The organism is Pseudomonas sp. CGJS7, from assembly GCF_036961695.1.
The window spans coordinates 43,030-55,787 of record NZ_JBAMDI010000024.1; the positions used below are offsets into that span (position 1 = coordinate 43,030).

General features: G+C 55.9%; 9 protein-coding genes. 8 read left to right on the forward strand and 1 reads right to left on the reverse strand.

Features of this window, described 5'->3' with window-relative positions; genetic code table 11:
• Positions 1–11: 11 nt before the first annotated feature.
• The 8 genes from V7787_RS16665 to V7787_RS16700 all read left to right on the forward strand — a co-directional run bounded on the left by V7787_RS16665 (position 12) and on the right by V7787_RS16700 (position 11,370).
• Complete coding sequence (locus tag V7787_RS16665) at positions 12–776, forward strand: CbtA family protein (protein WP_336088709.1); 765 nt, start codon at positions 12–14, stop codon at positions 774–776.
• Between the two features lie 335 nt (positions 777–1,111).
• Complete coding sequence (locus tag V7787_RS16670) at positions 1,112–1,807, forward strand: GntR family transcriptional regulator (RefSeq protein WP_179052640.1); 696 nt, start codon at positions 1,112–1,114, stop codon at positions 1,805–1,807.
• An 11-nt stretch (positions 1,808–1,818) separates the two neighbouring features.
• Positions 1,819–2,706, forward strand: coding sequence for a methylisocitrate lyase (gene prpB / locus V7787_RS16675; protein WP_442965317.1), 888 nt, complete (start codon positions 1,819–1,821; stop codon positions 2,704–2,706).
• A gap of 43 nt (positions 2,707–2,749) precedes the next feature.
• Positions 2,750–3,877, forward strand: coding sequence for a bifunctional 2-methylcitrate synthase/citrate synthase (gene prpC, locus V7787_RS16680; RefSeq protein ID WP_336088711.1), 1,128 nt, complete (start codon positions 2,750–2,752; stop codon positions 3,875–3,877).
• A gap of 55 nt (positions 3,878–3,932) precedes the next feature.
• Entirely contained in the window at positions 3,933–6,521 is a 2,589-nt protein-coding gene (gene acnD / locus V7787_RS16685) for a Fe/S-dependent 2-methylisocitrate dehydratase AcnD (protein ID WP_336088712.1), read from the forward strand.
• Positions 6,522–6,539: 18 nt separating this feature from the next.
• Complete coding sequence (gene prpF / locus V7787_RS16690) at positions 6,540–7,727, forward strand: 2-methylaconitate cis-trans isomerase PrpF (RefSeq protein ID WP_336088713.1); 1,188 nt, start codon at positions 6,540–6,542, stop codon at positions 7,725–7,727.
• A gap of 79 nt (positions 7,728–7,806) precedes the next feature.
• Positions 7,807–10,407 (forward strand): bifunctional aconitate hydratase 2/2-methylisocitrate dehydratase, encoded by a 2,601-nt coding sequence (gene acnB, locus V7787_RS16695; protein ID WP_336088714.1) that lies wholly within the window; start codon positions 7,807–7,809, stop codon positions 10,405–10,407.
• 78 nt (positions 10,408–10,485) lie between these two features.
• A complete protein-coding gene (locus tag V7787_RS16700; RefSeq protein WP_336088715.1) occupies positions 10,486–11,370 on the forward strand; it encodes an alpha/beta fold hydrolase in 885 nt (294 codons plus the stop codon).
• A 276-nt stretch (positions 11,371–11,646) separates the two neighbouring features.
• Here the strand turns inward: V7787_RS16700 and V7787_RS16705 are convergent, their stop codons facing one another.
• The gene (locus V7787_RS16705) at positions 11,647–12,516 is read right to left on the reverse strand and encodes a hypothetical protein (protein WP_336088716.1); all 870 of its coding nucleotides are present in this window, start codon (positions 12,514–12,516) and stop codon (positions 11,647–11,649) included.
• Positions 12,517–12,758 lie beyond the last annotated feature (242 nt).

Below are 12,758 nucleotides of genomic sequence, written 5' to 3' on the forward strand. Positions count from 1 at the left end.
AGGGATCAAGCATGACTGGTCGTCTGCTCTATCGGGGAATGCTGGCTGGGCTTCTCGCCGGCCTTCTCGCTTTCGGTGTCGCCAAGGTAATCGGTGAGCCTCTGATCGAGCGAGCCATTGCTCTTGAAGATGCTGCTCCTCACTCGCACGGTGTTGAGCATTCCCATGAGCCTGCTGCGCCCGCTGATGAAGGTGTTAGTCGAGAGGTTCAACGCACGCTTGGGCTGTTCGTTGCAATCGTGACTTACAGCCTTGCCATGGGCGGAATTTTCGCCCTGGTCTATGCATTCTGCATGGGGCGAATAGGCAAAGCGAATCCCAAGATGTTTCCGGTGCTGCTTGCTTTGTCAGCCTTTGTGATCATCTACCTGGTGCCAGCCCTCAAGTATCCCCCCAACCCACCCGCTATTGGAAATCCAGAGACGTTCCAGGAGCGCACGCAGCTGTTCTTCCTGATGATCCTCGTGTCAGTGGTTGCTGCTCTTATTGCCGTGAACGTCACTCGGAGGCTTTCTGGGTCGATGAGGCATGGTCGCTCGATTTCGGCAGGGGTGCTGAGTTACGCAATCATCATGGCGGTAGTTGGCGGTTCCTTCCCATCATTCAGTGAAGTACCTGACCATTTCCCTGCTGATCTGCTATGGGATTTCAGGCTTGCGTCAATGGGTGTCCAGGCGGTGATGTGGGGGGGAATTGCGGTGGCATTCTCGCTCCTGTCCGACAGGCTGCTCGATGCGGTTCTGAATCCCAAGCAAGCCAACCCCAAACGAGCTTGAGTCTCCCTTCAAAGCAAACTGCCGGCTAATGCCGGCAGTTTGCGTTTATGGGCATGAGTGGTGTTTTGTCGACAATTCTTGAATTCAGAGAAGTTTTGTTGCTTCACTCCGTGCACAACACTTCTGCATGTGCCGCAATCGTAGCTCACCATGATTTGAATAAATCACTGAAAATAAAGGATTTATTAGATTTGTTTTCATTGCTCAGTGGTGATTTGTTGCCCTGTGGTGAAATCTAGGTGATGTTCGCATCTTTCAATGTGTCAACAATCTGGTAGTGTGGATCTCAATTAGGCGCGGCCAATTGGGGTCAGCCGGTGGCAGGTGTCGACACTATGGAACGAGCATTCAGTGCTTCTTCTGGCGGCGAACCAGAGACGATGTCCGAGCAGGTCTTCAGGCTGATTCAGTCAGCCATCGTCAAAGGTGACATCGCACCCGGCAGCAAGATCTCTGAGCCTGAGTTGGCGCGGGTCTACGGAGTAAGCCGAGGGCCATTGCGCGAGGCGATTCACAGACTGGAAGGCCAGCGGCTTTTGCTTCGCGTGCCCCATGTAGGTGCCAGGGTTGTGTCGCTGACACTTGAAGAGTTGGTTGAGCTCTATCAGATCAGAGAAGCCCTGGAGGGCCTGGCCTGCCGTCATGCCGCTGAGCGCATGAGCCAGTCAGAGGTTGATCAGCTTCGATATGTGTTGGATGCCCATGAGAAGGATGCAGCCTTTCAAGCAGGTACTGGGTACTACCAGCAGGAAGGGGATGATGACTTCCATTACAAGATCATTCAGGGCAGCAAAAACCTGACCCTGACCCGCATGCTCTGCAATGAGCTTTATCAACTTTTCCGGATGTACCGCATCCAGTTCTCAGCGGCACCGAGCCGCCCGCATCACGCCTTCGCGGAGCATCACCGAATCCTGGACGCAATCTCCGACCGGGATGGCGAGCTAGCTGATCTCCTCATGCGCCGCCACATCGGCGCCTCGCGTCGCAACATCGAATTCCAGTTACTGAACACCGCTCAACAAAAATAATGGAGGTAGGTATGACTGCAATTTCTGCCGGTAAGCGTTTCCGTGACGCCGTTGCTCAAGAACATCCACTGCAGATTGTTGGCGCAATCAACGCCAATCACGCGTTGTTGGCTAAGCGTGCAGGGTTCCGCGCCATTTACCTGTCTGGAGGTGGCGTTGCCGCAGGTTCGCTCGGGATTCCTGACTTGGGCATCAGCAGCCTGGATGATGTGCTCACTGATGTAAGGCGCATCACCGACGTCTGCGACGTGCCTCTGCTGGTGGACGTGGACACCGGCTTTGGCTCTTCAGCCTTCAACATCGCACGCACCGTCAAGTCGATGATCAAGTTCGGTGCCGGCGCAATTCACATCGAAGACCAGGTGGGTGCCAAGCGCTGCGGTCATCGCCCCAACAAAGAAATTGTCAGCCAGCGCGAAATGATCGACCGGATCAAGGCAGCTGCCGATGCTCGTACCGACGATAGCTTCGTGATCATGGCTCGAACTGACGCCCTCGCAGTCGAGGGGCTCGAGTCGGCCCTGGATCGGGCGTCGGCCTGCGTTGAGGCCGGTGCTGACATGGTGTTCCCTGAGGCCATTACCGAACTTTCCATGTACAAACAGTTCGCTGATCGCGTGGGTGCCCCAATCCTGGCCAACATTACTGAGTTCGGTTCGACTCCGCTGTACACCACCGAAGAACTGGCCTCCGTCGACGTGTCGATGGTGCTGTACCCACTCTCGGCGTTCCGTGCCATGAACAAAGCGGCAGAGAACGTCTATCAATCCCTCCGCCTTAACGGCACTCAGAAGCACGTCGTGGACACCATGCAAACCCGCATGGAGCTTTACGCATCCATCGGTTACCACGACTTCGAGCAGAAGCTCGACGAACTCTTTGCACGTAGCCGGGCTTAACGGCCTGTTCCCAGACATCACGTTCAAGAACTGGAGTACGAAAATGGCCGAAGCAAAAAATTTGGGCGGAGCGGGTCTGCGTGGGCAGGTCGCTGGTCAAACTGCACTTTCTACCGTTGGCCAGACTGGAGCAGGTCTGACCTATCGCGGGTATGACGTCCGCGAACTGGCGCGCGGAGCGGTGTTTGAAGAGGTCGCTTACCTGCTGCTTTACGGCGAACTCCCCACTCAGCGTCAACTGGATCAGTACCGAACCAAGCTGAAGGGACTGCGTGATCTGCCGCAAGCCTTGAAGGAAGTGCTTGAGCGAATCCCTGCGAATGCGCATCCCATGGATGTCATGCGAACTGGTGCCTCGTTCCTGGGCAACCTGGAGCCGGAGGCGAGCTTTGCTCAGCAGCAAGATGTGACCGACCGCTTGCTCGCCACCTTCCCGGCAGTCATGTGTTACTGGTACCGCTTCGCTCATCAAGGTGTACGTATCAACACCACCAGTGAGCAGCCTGGTGTAGCAGGCCACTTCCTCGAGCTTCTGCACGGGAAGGCGCCGAGCGACCTGCACCGCCAGGTGATGGATGTCTCGCTGATTCTTTATGCAGAGCATGAGTTCAACGCCTCGACCTTCACTGCCCGGGTGTGCGCTTCCACGCTGTCGGACATGTATTCCTGCATCACCGGCGCGATCGGTTCCCTGCGGGGGCCGCTGCACGGTGGTGCTAATGAAGCTGCCATGGCGATGATCGAGAAATTCTCGAGTGCAGACGAGGCTACTCGCGGCACTTTGGACATGCTTGAGCGCAAAGAGAAGATCATGGGATTCGGCCATGCCATCTACCGTGATTCCGACCCTCGTAATGAGATCATCAAGGAGTGGTCGAAGCGGCTGGCAGAGGAGAGCGGGGATACCGTTATCTTCCCCGTGTCCGAAGCGATTGACCGGGTCATGTGGGAGCAGAAGAAGCTGTTTCCGAATGCCGACTTCTACCATGCATCGGCCTACCGCTTCATGGGCATTCCTACCGAGCTGTTCACCCCGATCTTCGTGTGCTCCCGCCTGACGGGCTGGGCTGCGCATGTCTTTGAACAGCGTGCGAACAACCGAATCATTCGTCCTAGCGCCGAGTACACCGGGCACGCTGAGCGCCCGTTCGTGAACATCAGTCAGCGCTGACAACATCCGCGAGCCGCTTCACGGCGGCTTGCCACTGCACACCGTGAGTCTGCCTATGAACAACAAATATCGGAAGCAATTGCCAGGTACTCGCCTCGACTACTTCGATGCCCGTGAGGCTGTTGAGGCCATCGAGCCGGGAGCATGGGCTGGCCTGCCTTATACCTCCCGTATCCATGCCGAAAACCTTGTGCGCCGCTGTGATCCAGCCACGTTGACGGCATCGCTTGAGCAGATTGTCTACCGCAAGCGCGACCTGGATTTTCCTTGGTTCCCGGCTCGTGTCGTGTGCCATGACATCCTGGGTCAAACTGCGTTAGTAGACCTCGCTGGCCTGCGAGATGCGATCGCTGCTCGCGGTGGGGATCCTTCCAAGGTAAACCCGGTTGTACCTACCCAACTGATCGTTGACCATTCGCTAGCCGTGGAGTGTGGTGGCTACGACCCGGACGCATTCGCCAAGAACCGTGCAATCGAAGACCGTCGAAACGAAGATCGATTCCACTTCATCGAGTGGACGAAGAAGTCGTTCAAGAACGTTGATGTGATCCCGCCTGGCAACGGGATCATGCACCAGATCAACCTCGAGAAGATGTCGCCAGTCATCCAGGTAAAAGAGGGTGTGGCGTTCCCTGACACGCTCGTCGGTACTGACAGCCACACCCCACATGTTGACGCTCTCGGTGTCATCGCTGTGGGTGTTGGTGGCCTGGAGGCTGAAAACGTGATGCTGGGCCGCGCCTCTTGGATGCGTCTCCCGAACATCGTTGGCGTAGAGCTCCAAGGGCGGCACAACCCTGGGATCACTGCCACTGACATCGTGCTAGCGCTCACTGAATTCCTGCGTAAGGAAAAGGTGGTCGGTGCTTACCTCGAGTTCTACGGTGAAGGCGCAAGATCGCTGACCATCGGTGACCGCGCCACCATCTCGAACATGGCCCCGGAGTATGGGGCAACTGCAGCAATGTTCTCCATCGATGAGCAAACCCTGTCCTACCTCCGCCTCACAGGGCGAGAGGATGAGCAGGTTCGTCTGGTGGAAACCTACGCCAAGGCCGCAGGAATCTGGGCTGATGATCTCGCTGAGGCTGAGTACGAGCGTGTCCTGACCTTCGACCTGTCGAAAGTAGGTCGGAACATGGCTGGCCCGTCGAACCCGCATGCGCGTGTGGCGACTGCTGACCTCAAGAGCAAAGGTATTGCTGGTGACTGGACGGAAACCCCTGGGCAGCTTCCAGATGGGGCCGTCATCATCGCCGCCATCACGAGCTGCACGAACACCAGTAACCCACGCAACGTCATTGCTGCAGGCCTGCTCGCCCGAAACGCGAATCGCCTAGGCCTGACACGCAAGCCCTGGGTCAAATCATCCCTTGCGCCAGGCTCCAAGACCGTTGCCCTCTACCTAGATGAGGCGGGGCTGTCTTCGGAGCTCGAGCAGCTAGGCTTCGGCGTTGTTGCCTTCGCGTGCACCACTTGTAATGGCATGTCCGGGGCTCTCGATCCAGTTATCCAGCAGGAAATCATCGATCGCGACCTGTACGCGACGGCAGTCCTTTCGGGTAACCGTAACTTCGATGGTCGGATCCATCCGTATGCTAAGCAGGCCTTCCTTGCTTCGCCTCCATTGGTTGTGGCCTACGCCATCGCCGGCACGATCCGGTTCGACATCGAGAATGATGTCCTGGGTGTGGTAGACGGACGCGAAATCAGGTTGAAGGACATCTGGCCGGACGATGCTGAAGTTGACGCAGTAGTGGCGGCTGCTGTGAAGCCGGATCAGTTCCGCAAGGTCTATATCCCAATGTTCGCCATCGAGGATGATCGCGGGCCATCGGTTGCCCCCCTGTACGAATGGCGCCCTCAAAGCACCTACATTCGACGTCCACCTTACTGGGAAGGTGCTTTGGCCGGCGAGCGTACTCTGCGGGGTATGCGTCCTTTGGCAGTTCTGCCAGACAACATCACGACCGACCACCTTTCTCCGTCGAACGCCATCATGGCGAACAGTGCGGCAGGTGAGTACCTGGCAAAAATGGGCCTGCCAGAGGAGGACTTCAACTCCTACGCAACCCATCGCGGGGATCACCTCACGGCCCAGCGTGCGACATTCGCGAACCCTAAATTGGTCAACGAAATGGCTGTGGTCGATGGTCAGGTGAAGCAGGGCTCGCTGGCTCGTGTCGAACCTGAAGGCAAGGTCATGCGGATGTGGGAAGCCATCGAGACCTACATGGATCGCAAGCAGCCGCTGATCATCGTTGCTGGCGCTGACTACGGTCAGGGCTCCTCGCGCGACTGGGCGGCCAAGGGTGTGAGGTTGGCTGGGGTGGAAGCAATCGTGGCGGAAGGCTTTGAGCGAATCCACCGCACTAACCTCATCGGTATGGGTGTTCTGCCCCTCGAGTTCCTTCCTGGCACCACCCGTAAGACCCTCGGCATTGACGGTACCGAACTCTATGACGTGGTTGGAGCCCGGACACCTCGGGCCACGCTGACACTGGTGATTCGCCGTCGTAATGGTGAGTGCCTGGAAGTTCCCGTGACATGTCGTCTGGATACCGCTGAAGAAGTCTCGATTTACGAGGCTGGTGGTGTGCTGCAGCGATTCGCTGATGACTTCCTTGAAGCCGCTTCAGCGTAGTAATCGGAGTAAGCAGTCATGAGTTTTCTCGCACAGTTGCGAATCCCAGCTACCTACATGCGGGGTGGTACCAGCAAGGGCGTTTTCTTTTCCTTGGATGACCTACCCCTCGAAGCTCAGCAGCCAGGTCGTGAGCGAGACGCTCTGCTGATGCGTGTCATCGGCAGTCCAGATCCTTACGGTAAGCAAATTGATGGGATGGGCGGCGCTACGTCGAGTACCAGTAAAACGGTGATCGTAAGCCCTAGCCGACGACCAGGCCACGACATCGACTACCTGTTTGGGCAAGTCTCAATCGACCGTCCTTTCGTGGACTGGTCTGGGAACTGCGGGAACTTGTCAGCAGCGGTGGGGGCATTTGCTATCGCCAAAAATCTGATTCCTTTCGGGCAGCTTCCTGAGAATGGTGTAGCAACCATTCGGATCTGGCAGGCGAACATCGGCAAAACGATCATTGCGAAAATCCCAATGAGGGATGGCGAGGTTCAGGAGCTTGGTGATTTTGAGCTGGACGGCGTGACCTTTCCGGCAGCTGAGATCGAGCTTGCCTTCCTGGATCCTGCTGCAGGCGATGAAGGAGAGGGTGGGGCGATGTTCCCCACTGGCAACCTTGTTGATGAGCTGAACGTTCCTGGCGTCGGGATTCTTCAGGCCACTCTGATTGATGCCGGTATTCCTACTGTCTTCATCGATGCAGAAAGTGTTGGATTCAAAGGCACCGAGCTGCAGGACGACATCAATAGTGACGCCGAGGTGCTCAAGCGTTTCGAGTTGATAAGGGCTTATGGAGCCTTACGGATGGGCTTAATAAGCACTCTGGATGAGGCGGCAGGTCGGCAGCACACGCCAAAGGTAGCGTTTGTGAGCAAACCACAGGCTTACGTTTCGAGTAGCGGAAAGCCGGTACATCGCGATGAAGTGGATTTGCTGGTTCGAGCACTGTCGATGGGGAAATTGCACCACGCCATGATGGGGACTGCTGCTGTTGCTATTGGTACCGCAGCAGCTGTTCCAGGAACGCTCGTGAACCTCGCAGCAGGTGGTGGGCAGAGAGAGTCGGTTTGTTTCGGCCATCCCTCTGGGACGCTTCGCGTAGGTGCCAGCGTTGAATACATCGACGGTCTCTGGACGGTTACTCGTGCCGTGATGAGCCGTAGCGCGAGAGTCCTCATGGAGGGCGTTATCTGCGTCCCTAAGACTTGGTAGTGCCCGAACTGAATGTCCCGGCAATACCACTTGCCGGTTGACGTTTGATGCCTTGCGACCCTAATCAGGAACCACAACCGTGTTAGAACAATACCTGAACCATGTGCGTGAACGAGCTGTTGAGGGTTTGCCTCCGCTTGCGTTGAACCCAGAACAAACCTCTGGTCTGGTGGAGTTGCTGAAGTCGCCTCCAGCAGGCCAGGAGCAACAGCTACTGGATCTGATCACTAATCGAGTGCCGCCTGGGGTCGATGAGGCTGCCTACGTCAAAGCTGGCTTCCTCTCAGCCATTGCGAAAGGAAAGGCAACCTCGCCCCTGATCGACCCTCAACGAGCCGTAGAGCTCTTGGGTACCATGCAGGGTGGCTACAACATCGAAACACTCGTAGAGCTGCTGGATGATGCTGCACTGGCGGAGGTGGCAGCCGGGCAGCTGAAGCATACCTTGCTTATGTTCGACGCATTCCATGATGTCGCTGAACGAGCGAAGGCAGGCAACCCCGCTGCGCAGGAGGTGCTGCAATCTTGGGCAGATGCCGAGTGGTTCACAAAGCGTCCCGCGATCGCGGAAAAGTACACGCTGACTGTGTTCAAGGTGCTTGGTGAAACGAACACTGATGATTTATCGCCGGCCCCGGATGCCTGGTCACGTCCTGATATCCCGCTTCATGCACGCGCGATGCTTAAGATGAGTCGCGACGGCATTGAGCCCGAGGTGCCTGGTGAGGTCGGCCCGCTCCAGCAGATTGAGAGCATTCGAGCCAAAGGCTATCCAGTTGCCTATGTGGGCGACGTGGTGGGTACAGGTTCGTCTCGCAAATCCGCCACTAACTCGGTGCTCTGGTTCTTTGGCGATGACATTCCGTATGTGCCGAACAAGCGGGCGGGTGGGTTCTGCTTTGGCAACAAGATTGCGCCGATCTTCTACAACACCATGGAAGACGCCGGGGCGTTGCCGATCGAGTTTGATGTCTCGGGCCTTAACATGGGAGATGTCATCGACGTCTACCCGCTGGCAGGTAAGGTCTGCCCTCAAGGCTCCGATGAAGTGTTGGCAACGTTCAATCTGAAGACACCAGTCCTGCTGGATGAAGTTCGTGCAGGTGGCCGCATTCCGTTGATTATCGGTCGTGGTTTGACTGAAAAGGCGCGCGTCGAACTTGGCCTTGAACCATCGAAGCTGTTTCACAAGCCGGAGCAACCTGTCGATACCGGGAAGGGCTTCTCCCTTGCGCAGAAAATGGTGGGACGCGCTTGCGGTGTGGCAGGCATACGTCCAGGAACCTACTGCGAGCCAAAAATGACGACAGTCGGGTCTCAGGACACGACCGGCCCGATGACGCGTGACGAGCTGAAAGATCTGGCTTGCCTGGGCTTCTCCGCAGACCTGGTGATGCAGTCCTTCTGCCACACCGCAGCGTACCCCAAGCCTGTTGATGTGGTGACTCACCACACGCTTCCAGACTTCATGAAGAACCGAGGCGGCGTTTCGCTACAGCCTGGTGACGGGATCATCCACAGCTGGTTGAACCGGATGCTGCTGCCCGACACTGTAGGTACGGGTGGTGACTCGCATACCCGCTTCCCTCTGGGTATTTCGTTCCCTGCTGGTTCCGGCCTTGTTGCATTTGCGGCGGCGACCGGTGTGATGCCTCTGGATATGCCTGAGTCCGTTCTGGTGCGATTCAGCGGCAAGCTGCAGCCCGGAGTTACCCTGCGTGATCTCGTCCATGCCATTCCGTATTACGCGATCAAGGAAGGGTTGCTGACCGTCGAGAAGAAGGGCAAGAAGAACGTCTTCTCCGGGCGCATTCTGGAGATCGAAGGTTTAGATCACCTGACGGTCGAACAAGCATTCGAGCTCTCCGACGCCTCCGCTGAGCGTTCTGCTGCGGGCTGTACGATCAAGCTTCCTGAGAAGGCGATTGCTGAGTACCTGAGCTCGAACATCACGCTGCTGCGTTGGATGATCACTGAGGGTTACGGTGATGCCCGCTCACTGGAGCGCCGCGCCAAAGCGATGGAGGAGTGGCTGCGCGCACCTTCTCTGATGGCTGCTGACGCCGATGCCGAATACGCCGCAGTGCTCGAAATTGATCTGAATGAAATCCGTGAGCCCATCCTCTGCGCTCCGAACGATCCAGACGACGCTAGGCTTCTGTCCGAAGTCTTCGGCGACAAGGTCGACGAGGTGTTCATCGGTTCGTGCATGACCAACATTGGCCACTTCCGGGCTGCGGGCAGGCTTCTGGACAGGGTAGTGGGCTCGATTCCAACTCGGCTGTGGCTGTCGCCGCCCACCAAAATGGATCAGCACCAACTGATCAAAGAAGGCTTCTACGGGGTCTTCAAGCGAGTCGGTGCACGCACAGAAATTCCAGGCTGCTCGCTTTGCATGGGCAACCAGGCACGAGTCGCGTCGAACTCGACCGTGGTGTCGACCTCTACCCGTAACTTCCCGAACCGCTTGGGCGATGGGGCAAACGTCTACCTGGCGTCAGCTGAACTGGCGTCCGTCGCGGCGATTCTCGGCAAGCTGCCCAGCCTGGACGAGTACATGCATTACGCTGAGGTGATCGAGAAGCTGTCCGGCGACATCTACAAGTACCTCAGCTTTGACCAGATAGCGAGCTTCAAAATGGCTGCAGAGAAAGCTCGGATTTCCGCGATCTCTGTGTAACCCGCCACGCAGAGCGAGTGCCCCACGATCCAAGTGGGACACTCGCTTTTGGCTTTAAGCCTTTCGAAGGTGCCATGAATGTTCGAATACAAGTCAGTCAAAACTGCAGTTCTCGATGTGGCGTATCTGGAGTGGAATCCTGACGGCGCCAGGGTCGCAGTGTTGATCCACGGCTGGCCTGATAGTCCAGTGTGCTGGAAAGACGTGGCCCCTGTGCTCGCAGAGGCCGGCTATCGAGTTTTGGCGCCGGCACTCCGAGGCTATTACCCCACCAAATTCTTGGGGGTAGAGACGCCACGTAGCGGCCAGCTCTCTGCATTGGGCCAGGATCTTCTCGACTTCCTAGATGCTTTGGAAATCAAGCGAGCTGCACTGATTGGCCACGACTGGGGAGCACGCGCAGCGGCCAACGCGTGTGGCCTAAGAGAGGAGGTGGCAACTCACCTAGTGATGCTATCTGTTGGTTACGGCACCAATGGCCCTGGTCAGTCTCTGTCACTCAGTCAGGCCCAGAACTTTTGGTACCAGTGGTACTTGGCAACGAAGCCTGGAGAGCAGGCGCTGTGGGATGATCGTGTGGCGTTCGCCAAGCGCATGTGGGATACCTGGTCGCCTTCTGGGTGGTATGAGGATCGGGATTTTCATGAGGCCGCTGAAGCCTTCCAGGGAGACGATTGGCCCTTGATCGTTATGCACTCCTACCAGCACCGATGGGCTATGGCTGAAGGCGATCCAGCCTATGCTGATGCTGAAGCAGCTCTGAGTCCGGCCCCTACATTATCTCTTCCAGTGCTGATGCTGCATGGTGGTGCCGATACGTGCACCCATCCCAGCACGTCGGAGGGAAAGGAAGGCTTTTTCACTGGGCGGTATGAGCGGCATGTGTTGCCTGGCGTGGGGCACTTTCCGCAGCGTGAGGCGGTGCAGGTCGTGGCTCAACGTATAAAGGCTTTTCTAAGGTAGCGTTGGGCCTGCTCTGTGACATCGGGCGCCAAGCGGCTGGCTATTGAGCCGCCTTTCTGAAGGCTTGTGCATGTTCGTTCGGTGAAGGATAGCTCCGTGCTGAGGTTTGAATTTGCATTTTTGGTAAGGCCGGGTTCGTGCATTTTGTGGCTCCCGAAAGGGGTGTGTTATTGGTCAGAGGTTTGTGATTCGATTATTCATGTGAGGGGAATATTAAGGAGGAGTGTAGGGGTGTTAGTGCTTATGAAAAGTTTTCAAGGTTTTTGGTGCGGCACCCTATCCAGGGATGTTAATCGCTTCGCTCATGGCTCTTGAGAGGTCATCTGCGCTGGAGTATTTCGGAGGGGGAGTGGGCTCTAAGTATTCTTTTGAGTTTGTGTATCCGAGTATTTTGTGTTCTTTGTACTTAACAAGCGGCGCAAGCTCGGAATCCAGGCGCATTATAACATTATGCAGGCTGATGAGCGATTGATCCAGGCTACTGATGGTGGCTTCACTGAAATTATACAGTCGTAATAATGCGGTGTGGCCATGTATTTCTACGATCTCTTTGAAGCCAGCTTTTTGTCTTCCTTGCTTTTTTGATACTGCAGCGTCAAATTTTTCTCGGTATTCAGGTACGATGCGATTCCGCTCTATTAGACTTTTCATGGTCGCGATGTAGCGTTGCTCGGTAATCATTAGTTTGGATTGAAGGTCTGATAATCCATGTGTGAAAAGTAGGGTGTTTAGGCTGGTTGTTGCTCGGTCGGTTGAGACGTTTAATTCATGGGTGATAGGCATTAGAAGAAAACGTAACGGGCTGTCTTTGACGGGAAGGACTAAGTCTTTCTTAAGTGTAGCTAGTTCTCGGTACATAGAGACCAGTATCGTTATTCCTAGGTTGTAGTTGGTGATTTGAATGATGGCCGTTTTGTTGTTTTCAAATTTTTCTTGAACGCGAGCATTGGCTATTGCACCCATAATCGCACCGGCAATAGCGCCCCCAAAGCCAGCGGCTACAGGGCCCAGAATGTCTTTGAAAAAATCATAGGTTCTCGATGGTAGCATTGGTTCTGCGCTCGGGTAGAAAGCAAGCGCAAGGAGTATCGAGAAAATAGAGGCGGCCAACCCAAAAATAACACCAAATCCGAACATCCATTTCATTTGATAATCCTAGTGGTTAATGTTTTTTATTTTCTTTGGTCTGTTGTTTGCGTGGCGGTAAGATTTGATAGTGGTGGCTGAGGCCCGAGTAAATATGCGGCCATTTTTTGGTCGCTATTTGTCTGGATTAAACAGACGCCAAGTCAATGCTGCAGGGTTTGTAGTGCCAGTCTCATATGTACAGTTGGATCGTTATGCGGCAGCTTCTTGGCCAATTTTTTGCAGACCAGCAGTTGGTTTCG